General features: G+C 72.3%; 13 protein-coding genes. 5 read left to right on the top strand and 8 right to left on the bottom strand.

From position 1 onward, the window contains the following. Positions 1–133: 133 nt before the first annotated feature. Genes egtA through egtD form a run of 4 tightly spaced genes read left to right on the top strand, consistent with a single transcriptional unit; the run spans position 134 to position 4,429 of the window. Positions 134–1,393 carry an ergothioneine biosynthesis glutamate--cysteine ligase EgtA gene (gene egtA / locus ACFVYX_RS26410; protein ID WP_389683980.1) on the top strand — a complete coding sequence of 420 codons (1,260 nt, stop codon included), beginning with the start codon at positions 134–136 and terminating at the stop codon, positions 1,391–1,393. Continuing rightward, a complete protein-coding gene (egtB, locus tag ACFVYX_RS26405; RefSeq protein WP_389683979.1) occupies positions 1,390–2,715 on the top strand; it encodes an ergothioneine biosynthesis protein EgtB in 1,326 nt (441 codons plus the stop codon). The genes egtA and egtB overlap by 4 nt, the downstream gene beginning before the upstream one ends. Further along, positions 2,715–3,467 (top strand): ergothioneine biosynthesis protein EgtC, encoded by a 753-nt coding sequence (gene egtC, locus ACFVYX_RS26400; RefSeq protein WP_389683978.1) that lies wholly within the window; start codon positions 2,715–2,717, stop codon positions 3,465–3,467. Before egtB ends, egtC begins: the two co-directional genes overlap by 1 nt. Further along, positions 3,464–4,429 carry an L-histidine N(alpha)-methyltransferase gene (egtD, locus tag ACFVYX_RS26395; protein WP_389683977.1) on the top strand — a complete coding sequence of 322 codons (966 nt, stop codon included), beginning with the start codon at positions 3,464–3,466 and terminating at the stop codon, positions 4,427–4,429. The genes egtC and egtD overlap by 4 nt, the downstream gene beginning before the upstream one ends. Here egtD and ACFVYX_RS26390 read toward each other — a convergent pair. From ACFVYX_RS26390 to ACFVYX_RS26380, 3 genes are all read right to left on the bottom strand, one after another. Continuing rightward, a complete protein-coding gene (locus ACFVYX_RS26390; protein ID WP_389683976.1) occupies positions 4,324–5,241 on the bottom strand; it encodes a lysophospholipid acyltransferase family protein in 918 nt (305 codons plus the stop codon). The genes egtD and ACFVYX_RS26390 overlap by 106 nt on opposite strands. Further along, complete coding sequence (locus ACFVYX_RS26385; protein ID WP_389683975.1) at positions 5,238–6,092, bottom strand: GNAT family N-acetyltransferase; 855 nt, start codon at positions 6,090–6,092, stop codon at positions 5,238–5,240. Before ACFVYX_RS26385 ends, ACFVYX_RS26390 begins: the two co-directional genes overlap by 4 nt. A 139-nt stretch (positions 6,093–6,231) precedes the next feature. Beyond that, complete coding sequence (locus ACFVYX_RS26380) at positions 6,232–7,482, bottom strand: extracellular solute-binding protein (protein ID WP_389683974.1); 1,251 nt, start codon at positions 7,480–7,482, stop codon at positions 6,232–6,234. Positions 7,483–7,755: 273 nt separating this feature from the next. On the opposite strand from ACFVYX_RS26380, the gene ACFVYX_RS26375 reads away from it, so the two are divergent. Continuing rightward, positions 7,756–7,974, top strand: a complete 219-nt coding sequence (locus ACFVYX_RS26375; protein WP_389683973.1) for a dodecin — start codon at positions 7,756–7,758, stop codon at positions 7,972–7,974. A gap of 39 nt (positions 7,975–8,013) precedes the next feature. Here ACFVYX_RS26375 and ACFVYX_RS26370 read toward each other — a convergent pair whose 3' ends face one another. The 5 genes from ACFVYX_RS26370 to ACFVYX_RS26350 all read right to left on the bottom strand — a co-directional run bounded on the left by ACFVYX_RS26370 (position 8,014) and on the right by ACFVYX_RS26350 (position 18,798). After that, positions 8,014–8,502: a hypothetical protein gene (locus ACFVYX_RS26370; protein ID WP_389683972.1), complete on the bottom strand. Its 489-nt coding sequence runs from the start codon at positions 8,500–8,502 to the stop codon at positions 8,014–8,016. A gap of 28 nt (positions 8,503–8,530) precedes the next feature. Next, complete coding sequence (nhaA, locus tag ACFVYX_RS26365) at positions 8,531–9,829, bottom strand: Na+/H+ antiporter NhaA (RefSeq protein WP_389683971.1); 1,299 nt, start codon at positions 9,827–9,829, stop codon at positions 8,531–8,533. Between the two features lie 225 nt (positions 9,830–10,054). Next, the gene (locus ACFVYX_RS26360; protein ID WP_389683970.1) at positions 10,055–11,605 is read right to left on the bottom strand and encodes an alanine/glycine:cation symporter family protein; all 1,551 of its coding nucleotides are present in this window, start codon (positions 11,603–11,605) and stop codon (positions 10,055–10,057) included. A 358-nt stretch (positions 11,606–11,963) separates the two neighbouring features. After that, positions 11,964–16,643 carry a DNA repair ATPase gene (locus tag ACFVYX_RS26355; protein ID WP_389683969.1) on the bottom strand — a complete coding sequence of 1,560 codons (4,680 nt, stop codon included), beginning with the start codon at positions 16,641–16,643 and terminating at the stop codon, positions 11,964–11,966. 97 nt (positions 16,644–16,740) lie between these two features. Next, a complete protein-coding gene (locus ACFVYX_RS26350; RefSeq protein WP_389683968.1) occupies positions 16,741–18,798 on the bottom strand; it encodes a flotillin family protein in 2,058 nt (685 codons plus the stop codon). Positions 18,799–19,143 lie beyond the last annotated feature (345 nt).

The raw sequence follows: 19,143 nt of genomic DNA, 5'->3' as shown, positions 1-19,143 counted from the left end.
CGGATTCGGACGGAAAGAGGGCGCGGGGGACGTGTCCGGCGCGTCGGGGGCGCTCTTGCACGCCGCTCGGCGGTGGCTTTAGGTGGAGACAGCGACTCTCCGGGATCAGTCCCGATGACCAGGAGGTGTACGGATGTCGTCGAGCGGCATACCGCGTGGTGGACCCCCTCTCACCGAGCGGGAGGCTGAGGACCTGCTGCGATGTATCTGCTTCAAGACCGGCCCGCCCCGCACGGTGGGGGTGGAGCTGGAGTGGCTGGTGCACGAGCTGCGTGACCCCCGGATTCCCGTGCGGCCGCCGAGGCTCGCGGCGGCCATCGACACCGTGCGGTCCCTGCCGCTGGTGTCGTCCCTCACCTTCGAACCCGGCGGGCAGCTGGAGCTCAGCTCGCGCCCGGCCGGATCGCTCATGGAATGTCTCGACTCCCTCGCCGCCGATCTGCGGGCGGTGCGGTCGGCGCTCGGCTCCCTCGGTCTGACCCTCAGCGGATACGGGGTGGACCCGTGGCACGCGCCGCGCGGCCGGGTGCTCCACGAGCCGCGGTACGACGCCATGGAGGCCGTGCTCGACCGGACGGGTCCGGCCGGGCGGGCGATGATGTGCGAGTCGGCCTCGGTGCAGATCTGTCTGGACGCCGGTGTCGAGGAGCCGGGTCCGCTCGGCTATCACCGGAGATGGCGGCTCGCGCATCTCGTGGGCGCCGTGCTCGTGGCCGCGTTCGCCAACTCCCCGCTGCACGGCGGCCGCCGCACCGGCTGGCGCTCGACGCGGCAGGCCCTGTGGACGGACCTCGACCCCCGGCGGGCGCTCGCGCCCCCGGCGGACGGTGAACCGAGGGCGGAGTGGGCGGCGCACGTCCTGGACACCCCGGTGATGTGCGTACGGACCGACGAGGGGCCCTGGGCCCTTCCGGAGGGGCTGACCTTCCGCGACTGGCTGCGCACGGGCCTGCCCCGGCCGGCCGGCGCCGATGACCTGCGCTACCACATGACGACCCTCTTCCCGCCCGTGCGGCCGCGCGGGCATCTGGAGCTGCGGATGGTCGACGCGCAGCCCGGCCGGGACGGCTGGATGGTGCCGGTGGCCGTGACGACGGCGGTGTTCGACGACCCGGAGGCGGCGGAGACCGTGTACCGGGCGGTGAAGCCGCTCGCGGAACGGGCCGGTGACGGTCCCGCCCCGCGCAATCCGCTCTGGCTGGCGGCGGCCCGCGACGGCCTCGCCGATCCCGAGCTGCACGCCGCCGCCCGCGCGGTGTTCGCCGCCGCCCTGGAGGCGCTGCCCCGGCTCGGGGCGGGCGAGGAGCTGCGGCGCTCGGTCGCCGTCTTCCACGAGCGGTACGTGATCCCCGGGAGCTGCCCGGCCGACGACTTCGAGGCGGTGACGTCATGACGACGACAGGGACGGGGCTCGATCCGGAGGCCCTGCGCCGGCGGGCGCTGGACGCCCTGACCGTCGCCCGGGCCCGTACGGCGCTGCTGACCTCCTGTGTCGAGGACGGCGAACTCATGGCGCAGCACTCGCCGTTGATGTCTCCACTGGTGTGGGACCTCGCGCACATCGGCAACCAGGAGGAGCAGTGGCTGTGGCGGGCCGTGGCGGGCAGGGAGGCGCTGCGGCCCGAGATCGACTCCGTCTACGACGCCTTCGAGCATCCGCGCGCCTCCCGTCCGTCGCTGCCGCTGCTGGCGCCGGGTGAGGCCCGTTCCTACGCGGCGGACGTCAGGCTCCGTGTCCTGGACGTCCTGGAGGGCGCCTCCTTCGAGGGTCGGCCGCTGCTCGACGCCGCCTTCGCCTTCGGCATGGTCGCCCAGCACGAACAGCAGCACGACGAGACGATGCTGATCACCCATCAGCTGAGGAGGGGTCCGGCCGCCCTGACCGCTCCCCCGCCGCCGTCCCGGACGGGCGGCCCGCTGCCGCCCGAAGTCCTCGTCCCCGGCGGTCCGTTCACGATGGGCACCTCGGACGAGCCATGGGCACTCGACAACGAACGCCCGGCGCATCCGCGGTCCGTGCCCGCCTTCCACATCGACACCACGCCGGTCACGAACGGCGCCTACCTGGCCTTCATGGCCGACGGCGGATACACGGACCGACGCTGGTGGCGGCCCGCGGGCTGGGCGCAGATCAAGGAGCACGGGATCGTGGCGCCGCTCTTCTGGCGCCAGGACGGCGGCCAGTGGCTGCGGCGGCGGTTCGGGGTGACGGAGCCGGTACCCGGCGAGGAGCCCGTCCTGCACGTGAGCTGGTACGAGGCGGACGCCTACGCGCGCTGGGCGGGGCGGCGGCTGCCGACCGAGGCCGAGTGGGAGAAGGCCGCCCGGTGGGACCCGGTCTCCGGGCGCTCGCGCCGCTATCCGTGGGGGGACGCCGATCCTGGCCCCGAGCACGCCAACCTCGGACAGCGGCACCTTCGGCCCGCGACCGCGGGCAGCTACCCGGAGGGCGCGTCGCCGCTCGGCGTACGGCAGCTGATCGGCGACGTGTGGGAGTGGACGGCTAGCGATTTCCTGCCCTACCCGGGGTTCACGGCCTTCCCGTACAAGGAGTACTCGGAGGTGTTCTTCGGCCCGGAGCACAAGGTGCTGCGCGGCGGGTCGTTCGCGGTGGATCCGGTCGCCTGCCGGGGTACCTTCCGCAACTGGGACCTGCCCGTGCGGCGCCAGATCTTCTCCGGATTCCGTACGGCCCGCAGCGCGGAGCTCGGCTGATGTGCCGTCACATCGCCTACGTGGGCGAACCGGTGGCCCTCGGGGAGCTGATCGTCCGACCTTCGCACGCCCTGCTCCGCCAGTCCTGGGAGCCCCGTACGCAGAGCAGCGGTGTGGTGAACGCCGACGGCTTCGGGGTGGGCTGGTACGCCGAGGGGGATCCGGAGCCCGCCCGGTACCGGCGCGCGGCGCCCATCTGGGGCGACCTGTCCTTCGCGGACCTCGCCCGGGTGGTGCGCTCCCGGGCGCTGCTCGCGGCGGTCCGCGGGGCCACCCGGCCGGGCGCCGACGGAGAGGCGGCGGCGGCTCCGTTCGCCGGAGGCCCCTGGCTGTTCAGTCACAACGGCGCCGTCGAGGGCTGGCCCGACTCCCTCGCCGCGCTCGCCGGGACGCTGCCGGCCGGCGAACTCCTCCGGATCGAGGCGCGCACCGACTCGGCGCTGCTCTGGGCGCTGGTGCTGCACCGGCTGCGGGCCGGTGACGCGCCGGGGTCCGCCCTGGCCGACACGGTGCGGGAGGCGGCCGCCGCGGCTCCGGGCTCCCGGCTGAACCTGCTGCTCACCGACGGTGTCCGGATCGCCGCGACCACCTGGGGGAACGGCCTCTGGTACCTGAAGGGCCCCGACCGGGTGGTCGTGGCCTCCGAACCGTACGACGACGATCCCCGGTGGCGGGAGGTTCCGGAGCACACGCTCCTGACCGCGACCCGCGCCGACGTCACCCTCACCCCGCTCAAGGAGCCGTCCGCGTGAGCCCGTTCCAGCTGACCCGTACCCTCGCCCCCGACGCCGCCGGTGCCGATCTGCGCGCCGACGTCCTGCACGGGCTGACCCGATCCGCCAAGGAGCTGCCGCCGAAGTGGTTCTACGACGCCCGGGGCAGCGAACTCTTCGAGGAGATCACCCGGCTGCCCGAGTACTACCCCACGCGGGCCGAGCGGGAGATCCTGGTGGAGCGGGCGCCGGAGATCGCCGCCGCGACCGGGGCAAGGACCCTGGTGGAGCTGGGTTCCGGTTCCTCCGAGAAGACGCGGTTCCTGATCGACGCGCTGCTGCCGGGGCTCGACGCCTATGTTCCCGTGGACGTGAGCGAGTCGGCGCTGACGAGGGCGGCCGAGTCGCTGCTCGCCGAACGGCCGGAGCTCCACGTGCACGCGCTGGTCGCCGACTTCACCCGGGGGCTCGCGCTGCCGGGGACGCCGGGGCCGCGTCTGGTGGCCTTCCTCGGCGGCACCCTCGGCAATCTGCTGCCCGGCGAGCGGCGGACCTTCCTGCGTTCGGTGCGGTCGATGCTCACGCCGGGCGACGCCCTGCTGCTCGGCACGGACCTGGTGAAGGACGAGTCGACGCTCGTGGCCGCGTACGACGACGCGGCCGGGGTGACGGCCGCCTTCAACAAGAACGTGCTGTCCGTGATCGACCGGGAGCTCGGCGCGGACTTCGACCCGGACGCGTTCGAGCACGTGGCGGTATGGGACCGCGAGCGGGAGTGGATCGAGATGCGGCTGCGGGCCCGCCGCGCGCTCACCGTGAAGATCCCGGAGCTCGACCTCGTGGTGCCCTTCGCGGCGGGCGAGGAGATGCGGACGGAGGTGTCGGCGAAGTTCCGTCAGGCGGGTGTCCGTGCGGAACTCGCGGAGGCGGGCCTCGACCTGGAGCGCTGGTGGACCGACAGCGAGGGCAGGTTCGCGCTGTCGCTGGCGACGGCCCGCTGAGCGACGGCTCGCTGAGCGGCCGCCGCGAGGGTACGGCGGTCCGGATGCCGGAGGCCCGGAAGGGGCTCCGGCATCCGGACGACGGCGGTGAGACGGCGGGTGGAGACGACCCGCCACAGCGAGGAGCCCAGGGGGTCGTCCGCCACATAGGCGGCGGCGTCCGTGGGCCGGTAGTCGATCCGTACCGGCTGTACGGCGCATCCGGCGTCCAGGGCCGCCTGGAACGCGGCCCGCCGGAAGCGCCCGCCGGCCCGCCCGCACCAGGTGGAACCCTCGGGGAAGACGATCACCCGGCCGCCGTCAGCGAGCACCCCGGCCATGGCGCGCACGGTGCCGGGGAGCGCCCGGAGGCCGTCCCGGTCGATGAAGAGGGTGCCTCCGAGCGCGGCGATCGTGCCGAGGACGGGCCAGCGGCGCACCTCCGCCTTGGCGACCATCCTGCCCGGCAGGACGGCCGCGATGAGCGGGATGTCGAGCCAGGAGACATGGTTGGCGACGACGAGGAGCGGGCCGGTGGCGGCGGGCGCTCCCTCGTACCGGACGCGCACCCCGAAGGCGCGGACCACCGCCCGCAGCCAGCGCCGGACGAGGGCGAGCCGGACGGCGGCCGGAAGGAGGGCGGCGGCCGGGGCGAGCAGGACGCCGAGGAGGACGGCGCCGAGACCGGCGGCCAGCCGGACCGAGGCGCGGACGGCCCCGGCCCCGGCCGGGGGCGTCCCGGCGTGGTGGGCGGGTTCGGGGTGGGCGGCGCAGTGGCCCGGGGTGCAGGGCGCCGTGGGAAGCCACGGCGAGAGGGCTGTGGTCCCGTTCACCGTGCCGGGGCGAGCGAGAGGAAGTGGTTGAGGTAGCGCGGGTTGGTCCGGCGCAGGGAGAGCAGGACGTAGAGGTCGGCGACGCCGAAGTCGGGGTCGTGCGCGGGGGCGCCGCAGACCCAGGCCCCGAGCCGGAGGTAGCCGCGGAGCAGCGGGGGGAGCTCGGTGCGGCCCTCGGGGCGGGTGATGCCGTCGGGGCTCCAGAGCTTGTGCGGGGTGACCCAGTACTCCTCGGGGGCGAGGTGCTTGCTCTTGACGGTGTCCCAGGTGGCGGCGGCGAGGGAGCCGCCGTCGGCGAGCGGCAGGGAGCAGCAGCCGGCGAGCCAGTTGTGGCCGGTGCGGGTCATGTAGCGGGCGAGGCCGGCCCAGATGAGGGCGATGACGGCGCCGTTGCGGTGGGCGGGGTGGACGCAGGAGCGGCCGACCTCCACCAGGTCGTGCCGGACGGGGGCGAGGCGACTGAGGTCGAACTCGCTCTCGGAGTAGAGGCGTCCGGCGACGGCGGCGCGGTCGGGCGGCAGGATGCGGTAGGTGCCGACGATCTCGCCGGTGCTCTCCTCCCGTACGAGGAGGTGGTCGCAGTACGCGTCGAAGGCGTCGGTGTCGAGGCCGGGCTCGGGGCCGTCGAGCCGGGCGCCGAGCTCGCCGGCGAACACCTGGTGGCGCAGCCGCTGGGCGGCGCGGACGTCCTCCTGGTCGCGGGCGAGCCCGACGGCGTACCGGGGCGTGGGGTCCTCGGCCGCCGCCGGGGCCTGGGGGCCGGGCCGCTCGGCGAGCGGCTGCGGCTGAGCGGGGACGGCGTGCGGCCGGGGCGGGGTGGCGGCGGCGAGCGTGGGGGTCGGTGCGGACATGTCGGGCTCCTCCGGCGTACGGAAGGGGAAGGGTCGGTGCCGGGCCGTGTGAGCGGTGGCCCGGCTCCTTACTTCTTCCGTGACCGGCTGGATTCGACGTGACCGTCCGGGGGATCGCGGGTGTGGAGGCGCTGAACTGCTATTCGGCGAGGGTGTCCGTGATCTCGGTGGAGGCCTGCCTGGCCGCCTTCAGCGGGTCCTCGCCCTGGAGGACGGCCGTCATGTACGGCTTGATGGGGTTGTCGGCCTCGACGTCCGCCCACTGCGGGGAGTTGGGGGTGGCCCGGCCGCGAGCGGCGCCCCGGGCCATGACGGCGGTGGCCTCCTGGCGCGCGACGACGGAGGCGAGCCCCTTCTTGTTGGGCACGTACCCCATGGCGCGGGCGAGTTCGGTCTGCCACTTCTCGCCGGCCAGCGCCTTGACGACATCGAGGGCGGCCCCGCGCTCGGGCGCGTTCTCCGGGATGATGAGGTCGGAGCCGCCGGTGAAGACGGCGCAGGGCTTGTCCGCCGTGGCGCCGGGTATCGGGAAGTAGCCGAGCTTGTCCTTGAGTGCCGGGTTGGCCTTGAGGATGGCGGCGACGGCGCTGGGCGTGGCGATGAGCTGGGCCACGTCCCCCTTGGCGAAGACGTCGGCCTGGGGCGGGTTCTGCTCGTCGGCGTCCTTCGGGCCCGAGCCGAGGGACTGGAGCTCCTTGTAGAAGGCCATGCCGCGCAGGGCCGCCGGGCTTTCGAGTGCGCCGGTCCACTCCCCGCCCTTGCCGGTGGCGAGTTCACCGCCCTCGTCCCAGACGAATCCGGCGAGGGTGTACCAGTCCTGTCCCGCGAGGTAGATGCCCTGGGAGCCGTCGCGGTTGAGCTTCTCGGTGTCGGCGAGCCATTCGGCGCGGGTGGCGGGCGGCTTGTCGATCCCCGCGTCCTGGAACAGGTCCTTGTTGTAGATGACGATGCGGTTGGCCGCGTACCAGGGGATGCCGTACTGGGAGCCGCCGATCCTGCCGGGTTCGGCGAGACCGGGCAGCCAGTCCTCGCTGCCGAGGTCGCGGACCGACTCCAGGGTGAGGTCGTAGAGCTTCTCGGTGTCGGCGTACTGGGCGACCTGGGTGTTTCCGACCTCGATGACGTCGGGTCCGCCGGAGCCCTGGATCGCCTCGGTGACCTTCTTGCCGATGCCGGTCCACTCCTGGAGGGTGACCTGGAGTTCGACGCCGTCGTGCTCCTCCTCGTACGCCTCGGTGAAGCGGTTGAGGAAGTCCTCGCTGGCGCTCTCCCGCATCAGCCAGATGTGGACGGTCTTCGTCCCGCCGTCACCGCCCGGCAGCATCCCGCAGCCGGCGAGGGCGAGCGCGGTGGCGACTGCCAGGGGGCAGGCGAGGGGGCGGTTCTTCACGTGGGTCACCTTCTGCGGTTCAGCACAGGGTCGTGCGCATGGGGGCTGACCCGGCATGGGGGGACCGAACGGGCTGTTCGCGCGGGTATGTGGCCTGGATTCTGGTCTGGACCAACGGGATGGTCAAGTCCTTGACCATCCCGTTCCGCGCCCCGGACGCCCCCTCCGTTCCCTTACCCTCCGGTATACAGCTGTCGGTCGCGTTGGCCGTGTCGCGCCGTGCCCCGCCCTGGGGCACCGTGGAGGGAACGCACCGAGAGGAGTTCGGCCCCCATGTCGAATCACACCTACCGCGTCACCGAGATCGTCGGCACGTCCACCGAGGGCGTCGACGAGGCCATCCGCAACGGCATCGACCGCGCCGCGCAGACGCTGCGGGGCCTCGACTGGTTCGAGGTGACGCAGGTCCGAGGCCATATCGTCGACGGTTCGATCGAGCACTACCAGGTCGGACTGAAGGTCGGATTCCGCCTGGAGGACGAGGCCGCCTGACGGCCCCCTACGGCCCGTCGGCTCCCGTGGGCCGTGCGGTCACGTGCGGCCCTCCTTCTCCTGGGCGTCCCTCAGCGCCTGCGACGGGGTCGCCCACCGGGCGCGTACGACCCGGAAACCGGCCGTCTCCGCCGCGTCGCAGACCAGCGGGTCGTCGTCGACGAGCATCCTGACCACCCGGTCGGCGGCGAGCCGGCGCAGGATCTCCACCTTGGTCACCCGGGCGGGCCGGAAGTCGCGGTTGCGGCGCATGTGCACCGGCCCCTCGGGAAGCCCCTGGCCGGCCAGCCAGGCCAGGGTGTCCCGGCGGCAGCGCTCCGGCCGCCCGGTGAGGTACACGATGGCGCACTCCTCCGCCGCCTCACGGCACAGCGCGATCCCCTCGTCGAGCGGCGGATCGTCGGGCGCCGCCGCGAAGAAGGCGTCCCAGTCCTTCGGGCGCCGCTCCAGGAAGTGCTGGCGGTGGGCGGTCGCGGCGAGCGTGTTGTCGAGGTCGAAGACGGCCAGAGGCCGGTTGTCGGCTGTCACGGGCACAGCCTAGGAGCCGCCCCTTCGTTCAGTCGGAGTGCCGTGTACTGCCGGTCCGGTAGATGTCGGGGATGCCGTCGGCGTCCTCGTCGCGTTCCTCGTCCTCCCACAGCTGCCTGTAGACGCGGTTGCGGCGGCGCAGGAGGACGGCCGCGAGCACCGCGGCGATGAGGGAGCCGACCAGGACGGCGGCCTTGATGTGTTCGGCGGTGGCCGGGTCGGGGAAGGCGAGTTCGCCGATGAGGAGGGCGACGGTGAATCCGATTCCGGCCAGGGTGGCGAGGCCGAAGACGTCGGCCCAGGCGAGGTCGGGGTTGAGTTCGGCGCGGGTGAAGCGCGCGGCCAGATAGGTGCCGAGGAAGATGCCGAGGATCTTGCCCGCGACGAGACCGATGACGACGCCGAGGGGCTCGGGGTCGGTGAAGACGTGGCCCAGCGCGCCGGCGGAGACGCCGACCCCGGCGGCGAAGAGGGCGAACAGCGGGACCGCGACGCCCGCGGAGACCGGGTGGAGCAGGTGCGAGACGCGGGCGGCGGGAGAGGCCTTCTCGCCCTTGTCGCGGGTGGTCCGCAGGATCAGGCCCATGGCGACGCCGGCGACGGTGGCGTGGACGCCCGAGTTGTACATCAGCGCCCAGGTCAGGATGGAGAGGGGCACGTACCACCACCAGCCGCGCACCCGGAAGCGCTGGAGCACGTAGAAGACGAGGAGTCCGGCGAAGGCCGCGCCCAGGGCCCAGAAGTTGAGGTCGGAGGTGAAGAAGACGGCGATGATCAGGATGGCGCCGAGGTCGTCGACGACGGCGAGGGTGAGCAGGAACGCGCGGAGCGCGGAGGGCAGATGGGTGCTGAGGACGGCGAGGACCGCGAGGGCGAAGGCGATGTCCGTGGCCATCGCTACGGCCCAGCCCTTGAGGCTTCCGTCGCCGATGGTGACGGTGAGCGCGTAGAGGGCGGCGGGGACGACCATGCCGCAGACGGCGGCGATGACGGGCAGCGCGGCGGTGGCGGGGGTCCGCAGCTCACCGACGACGAACTCGCGTTTCAGCTCGATGCCGGCGACCAGGAAGAAGATCGCCAGCAGACCGTCGGCGGTCCAGTGGGCGACCGAGAGGTCCAGGCCGAGGGCGGGGATGCCGAAGTGGGCGTCGCGTATCGACTCGTACGCTCCGCTCCACGGGCTGTTCGCCCAGGCGAGCGCGACGACGGCGGCGGCGAGCAGGACCAGTCCGCCGACGGTCTCCGTGCGCAGGGCGTCGGTGACGGCCTGGCGTTCGGGCCAGGGCAGCAGACCGAGAATCACCTTGCGCGGGCGTGACTGGGACATGGGGAAGGCCTCCGGGGCGTGTCGGCGGAATCGGGCACACAGGCCCCTCGGACGCCGACCAGACTTCCCGGCACACCAGCGTCATCCTGACGCGTTCTTCACACCCTATCGGGAGCCGGGGGGCCTCGCCAGGGCGTCTCTCTCCGCCTCGGTGACGGGACGAAGGGCCCCGGTCTCACCGGGACGCGGGGTGAGGCCAGGGCCCTTCGAGAGCTGGTGGAGCGGTCAGGCGGTGGTCTTCACCGGCTCCTGGTCGGTGTCCCCGTCCGTGTCCCCGTCCGTGTCGAGGCCCGCGTCGCGTCGCTTCACGAAGGCGAGGAAGGAGTTCAGTTCGCGCTTGACGACGGGGGCGAGGAGGTAGAGGCCGATGATGTTGATGACGGCGAGCATGAAGAGCACCGCGTCGGCCATGTCGATCAGCGTCTGGAGCGTGAGCAGGGAGCCCGCGACCGCGAAGACGGTGTAGAGGACCTTGAAGGTCAGCTCGCTGGCCCTGCTGCGGCCGAAGAGGTGGGTCCAGGCCTTCATGCAGTAGTAGCCCCAGGTCAGGACCGTGGAGATCGCGAACAGCATGACCGCGATCGTCAGGATGTACGGGAACCAGGGCATGACCGTGGCGAAGGCGTCGGAGGTGATGGTGACGCCGCCGATGGACTCACCGCCGTTGCGGAGCTCGACATAGCTGGCCGGGTTGGCGATGACGATGGTCAGGGCGGTCATGGTGCAGATGACGACCGTGTCGATGAACGGCTCCAGGAGGGCGACCAGGCCCTCGCTCGCGGGGTGCTTGGTCTTCACCGCGGAGTGGGCGATCGGGGCGGAGCCCAGACCGGCCTCGTTGGAGAACGCGGCCCGCTTGAAGCCGATGATCAGCGCGCCCAGGACACCGCCGGCGACACCCTGGGGGTTGAAGGCGCCCTCGATGATCGTGGAGACCGCGGAGGGCACGGCGCTCACGTTGACGGCGATGACGACGAGACAGGCGGCGATGTAGATGCCGGCCATCGCGGGCACGAGCCTGCTGGTGACGGAGGCGATGGAGCGGATGCCGCCGAGGAGCACGATGCCGACGAGGGCGGCGATCAGGATGCCGAAGAACAGGGCGCCGGCCGAGGACCCCAGGGCGCCGTCCTCGCCGCCGGTGACGGAGACGAGCTGGGCGTAGGACTGGTTGACCTGGAAGAGGTTGCCGCCGAACAGGCCGAAGAACAGGATCATGAAGGAGGCGAGGACCGCGAGGACCTTGCCGAGGGTCTTGCCGTTCTTGCCGAAGCGCTCGGCCAGGCCCTTGGGCAGGTAGTGCATGGGGCCGCCGGAGACGGTTCCGTCGGGGTGCACCGTCCTGTACTTCACGCCGAGGGTGACCTCGACGAACTTGGTGGCCATGCCGAGCAGGCCGCAGAGGATCATCCAGAAGGTGGCGCCGGGGCCGCCGATGGAGACGGCGACGGCCACACCCGCGATGTTGCCGAGTCCGACCGTGCCGGAGACGGCGGCGGTCAGAGCCTGGAAGTGGTTGACCTCGCCGGCCGAACCCTTCTCGTCGTACTTGCCGCGCACCACGTCCACGGCGAGCCGGAACTTGCGCAGCTGGACGAAGCCGAACCAGCCGGTGAAGACAAGCCCGGCGACGACGAGCCAGGCCACGATCAGGGGCAGCTGCGTACCCCCGACGGGCACGGAGTAGAAGACGATGTCGCCGAGCCATGTGGCTATCGGCTCGAAGAAGCCGCTGACCGCCTTGTCGACGGACTGGGTGAGGGAATCGAGTGACACGGTGGGGACCTCGGAAGCGCAGGACCGGCGCGCGGGAGGCGGCGCCAGTGAGGGTGCGGTCTTTGAGCGAACGCCGTTGTCCGGTCGGCGACCCGAGCGATCGACGTCCGCGGACTCGGAGCGTGATCACCTCGGTCGTGCTGCCGGTACGTGACCGGCGTTCCGCAGGACGGCGAGGGGTGGTGCCACCTGCGGAGTTGCGCATTCCTATCACGACTTGCCACCCAGTCCACGTGATGCAGATCACATTACGGACGGTGATCTACGAGAATCCCAGGAACCGTGACATGACCGTTATCCGGACAGGGCGGTCCGTTCACGGTGCACTTATTTCCGCTGGTCACGAGCTTGCGGCAGGTCACTCCTGTCGCCTGGCCCGCCTGTGGGCGGCGGTCACCTCGCTCCAGCGCACGGCCTGCTCCGGCGTGAGGGTGCCGCGGAGTCCGGCCAGCCTGAGGAGATTGGCCTCCGCCTCGGTGGTGAGGGTCTGGGCCTCGGCGGCGTAGTGGTCGTCGATCACGGCGGCGAGTTCGGCCTCGTCCATGGCGGGCGAGATACGGGCCACGATCTTGTTCATCGTGCGGTACGAGCCCTGGAGCCTGAACGGCGGCTCCGTGCGGGCCGCGTCGGCGGTGGCGGCCGAGGCGATGTACTCCCTGTTGACGGCGAGCACGGTCGCGCGGGCGGTGAGGAGGTGCCGGAGCACCGCGAGGACCTGGTCGAGCTCGGCCGGGGCGTACGGGTGGGTGAGCCGGTCGCGGCGCGCGGTCGGGTCGCCCGCCGCAAGCCGGGCCAGGAGCCGCAGGTCGGCGCGGTCGCGGCCGGCGAGCGGGGCCAGGACCGGGTGGGACGTGAGGGCGTTCTCGACGAAGCTGAAGGCGAAGGCCTCCTCCTTGCCGGTCAGCACATCGCCGAGGTTCCACACGTCGGCCCGGTCGGCGAGCATGTCCGGCACGCGGAAGGCCTGTCCGGACTCGGTGTAGGGGTTGCCCGCCATGCAGACGGCGAAGCGCTTTCCCCGCAGGTCGTGCCCGTTCAGAGTCCGCGTGGCGTCGCAGAGGGGGATGAACCTCTGCAGGAACTCCGGTGACGTGTGCTGGATGTCGTCGACGTACAGCAGGACGTTGCTGCCCGCCGCCAGGGCGAAGGCGATCTTCTCCAGTTCCCTGCGGGCGCTCGCGTCGGGGGCCTCCGCGGGATCGAGGGAGGTCGTCCGCTGCCCGAGAGCCGGCCCGTCGACCTTCACGAGAAGCAGGCCGAGGCGCTCGGCGACGTACTCGATCAGCGTGGTCTTGCCGTAGCCGGGCGGGGAGAGGAGCAGCAGCAGGCCGTGGGTGTCACCGCGCTTGGCGTCTCCGGCCGCGCCGAGCTGCTTGGCGAGGTTGTCGCCGACCAGGGGGAGGTAGACCTCGTCGACGATCCGGCCGCGGACGAAGGACGACATGACCCGCGGCCGGTACTCGTCCACGCGGAGCCGGGCGCGTTCGGTGGCGACGAGCCGCGCCCTCTGCTCCTGGTACGCGCGGAAGGCGGGCACGTCGGTGGCGGCGAAGGCCCGCGTCCTGGCCAGGAACTCGTCGAGCCGCAGCTCGAGGGCGCGTCCCCGCAGGCGGGGGTGGCTGCCGAGGAGTCCGGTGACCGTCGCCGTGGTCGGGGCGGTGACCTCGTAGCGGTCGAGCCCGGGGCAGAGCTCGACGGCGACGGCCTCGGCGAGCACGCCCTCGTCGGGGCACTCCCCCGACGCCGACGCGTAGGAGGTGAGCCAGGCCTCGACGAGCTGTCGCCTGGCCTCCGGCCCGGTGAGGGCGGCGAGGGCGTCGTCGTACACGGAGGTCCTGCCGACGGCGCGCCGGAACGCGTCGAGGAAGGTACGGACCGCCTCCGAGGCGACGAAGCCCTTGGCCGTGGAGGCGAGTTCGGCCGTCAGATACGCGGCGGCGGTCGCGTCCCCGGTCTCCGCGGCCAGTTCCGCCCGCAGGCCGTCGAGGGCCGACTCCGCGCCGAAGAGGTCACAAGCCCGGGACAGCGCGACGGCTCGGTGTGTCCACTGCTCGCGTGCTTCGGCGGTGGTGGAGTGCGCCCAGAAGATCTGGGCCGCCGCCCGCGCCTCCCCCGGGAACCTGAGGAGTCCCGCTCCCTCGCTCAGTGCCAGGACGGCTTCCAGGATCAGCGCCGCGTCGTGGTCGTGGACGCCGCGCTCGTACCCCTCGTCGTAGGCGGACTCCGCCGCCTGCCGTGCGAGGGCGGGCAGGTCGGCGCCCGCGAGGCCGGCGGGTCCGTGCGCGGTCAGCAGCCGTGCCGCCAGGTGTTCGGACCGGTAGACCTCCGGGGACTCGGAAGGCAGGGTCCGGTGCCAGAACGGTCGGGTGGCGGCGAACTCCGGGTCGGTGACCGGCGCCCGGTAGTCGGTTCCGGTCAGCGCGAGGGCGAGGGTGTCCCCGTACGGGACGAGGGCCAGCTCGGGGGCCTGGCGGTTGACGGCGAAGCGGTGCCGGCCGAGCCGCAGGGTGTCGCCGCCGTCGGAGAACAGCTCGGTGCGGTCCCGCAGCGCCCGGCCGGCCTCCTGACGGGCGGCGCCGAGCCTGCTCTCCAGCTCCTCCGCCCGTACGTCGTCGCCGACTTCCCGCAGCTCGGCGACGGTTCGCCGGACCTTGGCGACCATGGGGTCGGAGGCGAAGTACGTATGCACCTCGTCCAGATCGGTCAGGGTCGCGGTCCGGCGGGCGATCGCTTCCAGTACCCGGCCGGCCGACCCGGCGAGCTGCTCCGCGCGGCGGGCCCGGGCGTCCTGGAGGGAGTGCTTGCGGGCGGTGAAGGCATCGTGGATCTCGGTGCGCCGCTCGGCGATGTCGGCGAGGAAGCCGTCGTGTTCGGCGAAGCGTGACTCCAGGTTCTCCAGGTGGAGCAGGAGGCGGCCGAGCTGGTCGTCGCAGTGGTCGGGGGTGTCGGCGGCGGCCAGCGCTCCGGTCACGGCCTGGCCGAGCAGGGCGGACTCGGCGGCGAACCCCGCGCGGCCCTCCTGGTCGAGGAGCTCCGCGCGGCGGGCGGTGAGGAGGGCGCGGACGCGGTTCAGCGCGCCCATGACGTCGGCGATACGGGCCAGGATCGAGGTGCGTACGGTGGCCTCGCCGATGTCGAGTCCGGCGACGATCTCGCTGAGGGTCCGCAGGCCCGCGGTGTGTACGTCGAGACGGTCGGCGACCGGGCCCGTCCCGGCGACGGTCGTCACGGTCCCGGCCTCGTCCGCGAGGCGCTCCGCCTCGGCGTGGTGGGCGGCGAAGGCGTCCTCGTGGCGCAGGAAGGCGACGGCCCGCCGGGCGGCCGATGCGATGTCGCCCTGGACGTCCACCGCGAGGGCGTCGATGCGGTCCGTGTCGGCGTACCGCATCTCCTTCAGGGTCATGAGGTGACCCTGTGCCTGGCGGAGCTCGGTGATCCGGGAGATCCACTCCTCGGCCGTGGCGGGTGCCTCGCCCCGGACGCGGCGGACCAGTCCGCCGATCCGCCGGGCGGACTCGGCGAGCGCCTCCGCGGCCTGCCGGGTGAGCGTCGTCACGGTCTCGAACTCGTCGAGGACCTGTGCGGCGGTGGCCCGGAGCCCGGTCAGGGGAGCGCTCAGGTCTCCGGCGTCCTGGGCGGTCAGCCAGTGATGGACGTCGGCGGCGCGGCCACAGGCGGCGACGATTCCCTCGTACACCTCGCGGGCGGGCGAAAGATCGGTCGCCCGGCGGGCGATCGACAGGCAGTCGGCGATCCCCCGGACCAGGTCCGCGTTGCCGATGCGGGCCAGTGGGCCGTCTCCCTCGGCGGTCACATGGGTGTCGGAGACGTACGGCGTCCGCCACATCTGCACGGGATGGACCCGGCCGGGCTCGCTCGACTCGCCGCGCAGCACGGCCATCGTCCCGTCGCCGAGCAGCGCGTACCCGCGACAGCCGACCGGATGCGCGATCTCCTTGCGGATCAGGTTGTACGGGAGGAGCAGGCCCCTGCCCTCCGCCTGGGCGTGGAAGGCGAAGAGAAGGTCCTCTCCCCCGGGGGACCGGACCGCCCTGTCGAGGACGAGACCCGACGTCCCGGTGTCGAAGGTCTTCACCACACCGGAGGCGAGGCAGTAGCCGCCGGGGAAGACGATCCCCTCGTCCTCGGGGAGCCGCAGACACGCCTGACCGATGCCGTCCAGCCTGACCACGGTCCCGGTCAGCGCGTTGAAGACGAGGTGGCGGTGGGCCTCCTCCTTGTACGGGCGGACGCGGATCAGGGTCAGGGCGCCGACGACGGCGTACGCGATCTCGGCGTCGGCCAGCGACTGCAGCGGCTCGTCGACCGGCTCGGCGTGGACGCCCTCGGCGGTCCCGGTGTCGTTCTCCGTCTTGAGGGTCAGCGCCCCGCCGGCCGTGGAGACGAAGAGACGGCCGTCGAGCGAGACGTGCGGATGACGGCCCGGCACATGGTCGTCGCGGGTCGTCTCCACCCAGTCGACGTCGTGGGAGGGCGGGAAGACGTGGTCGCGCTCGCCCTGGGCGTCGAGGAAGCGCGTCCCGCCGGACACGTCGACGGACCAGCGCAGGACCCGGAGGTCGTCGGCCTGTTCCCCGGTCCGGAAGACGGCGAGGAGCCGGCCCTCCGTCCGGCGCAGCCGCTGCAGGCGCGCGCCCCGGAAGTAGCGGTGCAGCGCGGAGAACTCCCGTACGAAGCCGGGGTCGTCGAGGAGGCCGGGCACGGCCTCCTCGGGCAGCGGGTTCAGGTCCCGGTCGTAGAGCGTGAAGACATCGGCGACCGAGGTCCCGGTGGTCCCCGTGGAGGACGGGTGGGAGCCGAGGAGCAGCACGTCGTCACCGACGACCACGAGGTCCCGGGGCACGCGGGGGTGCTCGGTGCGGAGGCTGCCGGTGACGGCGAGGGCGAACTCGCCGGAGCCGAAGGCCGCGATCCTGGCCTCGTTGAGGGCCTCGGCGCGTGCGGCCAGTTCGGCCGCCTGCGCGGCGAGCCGGTCGCGGAGCACCGCGTACGTGTCCTGGTCGATTCCGGCGCTCATCTCGTTCCGCTCCTTGTGCCGTGGTGGACACGGGTCCGGCGCCGACAACCCCCGTATGCCGGCTCCGGACCCGCTGTGACCGCTCCCCCCGGGGCGGTCAGTTCGTGACCGCGCCGTTCAGCGCGGTGGTCCCGGCCGGGGGCGCGGGGGCCGGGTGGGGTACGGGCGCGTCGAGCACGCCGGACTTCATGACCTTCGCGAGCAGGGCGGAGACGCTGAGGTTCTGGACGTCGGCGCTGGAGAGCGAGCCGAGCACCTTGCCCAGGTCCTCGGTGAAGGTGCCTTCGCCGTTCAGCCAGGGGCCGGCCAGTGTCCGCGCGGTCTGTGAGTGGTCCATGAAGCCGTCGACGGACTTGCCCAGGGTGATCGACTGCACGAGCCGGTCGAGGAAGACCGACTCCCCGCCGACGATGTTGATGTCGGCGTTCTCCAGGCCGGTGGCGAGGACGGTGGCCTGCGCCTCGGCGACCTGCCGCTGCACGTCGAGGCCGGCGAGACGGATCTCCTTCTCCGCCTCCAGCCGGAGCCGGTACTCCTCGTGCGTACGGGACGCCTCGTCGAGCGCGGCCATCGCCGCCGCCTTCTCGGTCAGGCCCGCGGCCTCGGCCTTCAGCTTCTCGCCGATGGCGGTGGCCTCGGCGAGCGCCTGCTCCCGCGTGCCGGCGGCCACCGCGAGGGCCTTCTCGCGGGCGCCGGTGGCCTCGGCGCGCAGCCGGGCCTCGGTGGCCTCCGCCTCCGCGCGGCCGGCCTTCTCGATGACGTCGGCCTCCTTCTCCCGGACCTGCGCCGCAGCGAGTCCCTCGGCCGCGGCCTCGGCCTGGACGCCCTCGGCGAGTCGGATCTTGGCACGGGCGTCCATGTCGGCGGCCTTGTTGCGGGCCTCGGCCAGGGTGAGTTCCTCGGCGGCGCGGTGCACGGCGGCCTGCTCGGCCGCCTCCGCGGCCTTGATGTCCTTGACCAGCTTCTCCTGTGCCTCGGCCTCGGCCGCGATGACGACGGCCTGCCGGGTGCGCTCGGCCTCCTCGACCGTCCGCAGCCGCTTGATCGACTCCTCCTGCTCGGCGACCGTGCGGTCCACCGCGATCCGCTCGCGGATCACCTCGGCGATGTCCCGGCGCTCCGATTCCACCTCCTTCTCCGCGGAGATGCGGGTCAGTTCGGTCTCCCGGTCACGGGCGATGACCTCGAGCATGCGGTCCTTCTCGATCCGCTCGTTCTCGACGGCGATGACCCGCTCGCGGTTCTTCTGCGCCACCGCCACCTCGCGGGCCTGGTTCTCCCGCTGGATCCCGAGCTGCTCCTCCGTCCTGAGGAAGGCGCTCTGCGCCCGCAGCCGCTCCTCCTCCACGACCCTCGCGGTCTCGGCCTCCTCCCGGGCCCGTACGGTGTCGATCTCGCGCTTCTGCTTGATCTCGGCGTCGGCCTGACGCCGCTCCAGCTCCAGGATGGCTTCCCGGGCATCGACGTTCTGCCGGGTGATCTCCTTCTGTTCGTGCTGCCGGAACTCGTTCGTCCTGACGTTCTCGACGGCGGTCAGTTCGGTGATCTTGCGGATGCCCTGGGCGTCGAGGATGTTGCCGGGGTCGAGCTGGGAGAGCGGCGTCTGCTCCAGGTAGTCGATGGCGGCGTCCTCCAGGCTGTAGCCGTTGAGGTCGATGCCGATGATCTCGATGATCCGGAAGCGGAGCTCCTCGCGCTTGGTGTACAGGTCGGTGAAGTCGAGCTGCTTGCCCACGGTCTTCAGCGCCTCGGAGAACTTGGCGTTGAACAGCTCCTGCAGGGTCTCCTTGTCGCTGGCGCGGGCGGTGCCGATGGCCTGGGCGACCTTGATGACGTCCTCGACGGTCTTGTTGACCCGGACGAAGAACGAGATCCGGATGTCGGCGCGGATGTTGTCACGGCAGATCAGGCCGTCGCGGCCCGTCCGCGAGATCTCGATGGTCTTCACCGAGATGTCCATGACCTCGGCCTTGTGCAGGACGGGCAGCACGACCTGCCCGGTGAAGGTGACGTCGACCTTCCGCATCTTCGAGACGATCAGCGCCTTTCCCTGCTCCACCTTGCGGAACAGCCGGCTGATCACGAAGAGCAGGACGAGGGTGACGAGCAGGACAACGGCGACGAGCACGCCGATGCCCACGGTGAAGGCATCCATGAGAAACCCCGTGTCGATGGAGGAAGTGGGGAGCCGCGGCTTCGGGCGGCGCCATGGGGGCGAGCACCGGACGGCGGGTGCTGCCGGAGGAACCGCCACCCGCTCCGTGTGCGCGCTCCGCTCACACATCGCGATTTCCGTCTCCCGGCATCGGACCCACGCCCGTGCCCTTCCGGGGACCATCCTGGAGCAGAGGGGTTCTCGTTCGCATTGCCGTGACCCGGCAGCTTTTGACGTCTTCTTGATGCCGGTGGCGCGTCACGGCGGGTGCCGTGCCCGCCACGGCCGGCACCTGACAGACTGGGACGTCGCTCCTGGCCGGCGGAGCGGGAGACCAGCGCTCGA

Origin of the sequence: Streptomyces sp. NPDC058326 (genome assembly GCF_042879855.1) — a bacterium.
Classification (GTDB): Bacteria; Actinomycetota; Actinomycetes; order Streptomycetales; family Streptomycetaceae; genus Streptomyces.
The sequence above is the reverse complement of the archived record's forward strand: the minus strand, read 5'-3'. Positions and strand labels throughout refer to the sequence as shown.

What these genes read in the sequence shown, in the direction of transcription:
- egtA (WP_389683980.1), top strand. Translation starts at nt 134, where the DNA reads ATGTCGTCGAGCGGCATACCGCGTGGTGGACCCCCTCTCACCGAGCGG.
- egtB (WP_389683979.1), top strand. Translation starts at nt 1,390, where the DNA reads ATGACGACGACAGGGACGGGGCTCGATCCGGAGGCCCTGCGCCGGCGG.
- egtC (WP_389683978.1), top strand. Translation starts at nt 2,715, where the DNA reads ATGTGCCGTCACATCGCCTACGTGGGCGAACCGGTGGCCCTCGGGGAG.
- ACFVYX_RS26385 (WP_389683975.1), bottom strand. Translation starts at nt 6,092, where the DNA reads ATGTCCGCACCGACCCCCACGCTCGCCGCCGCCACCCCGCCCCGGCCG.
- ACFVYX_RS26375 (WP_389683973.1), top strand. Translation starts at nt 7,756, where the DNA reads ATGTCGAATCACACCTACCGCGTCACCGAGATCGTCGGCACGTCCACC.
- nhaA (WP_389683971.1), bottom strand. Translation starts at nt 9,829, where the DNA reads ATGTCCCAGTCACGCCCGCGCAAGGTGATTCTCGGTCTGCTGCCCTGG.
- ACFVYX_RS26355 (WP_389683969.1), bottom strand. Translation starts at nt 16,643, where the DNA reads ATGAGCGCCGGAATCGACCAGGACACGTACGCGGTGCTCCGCGACCGG.
- ACFVYX_RS26350 (WP_389683968.1), bottom strand. Translation starts at nt 18,798, where the DNA reads ATGGATGCCTTCACCGTGGGCATCGGCGTGCTCGTCGCCGTTGTCCTG.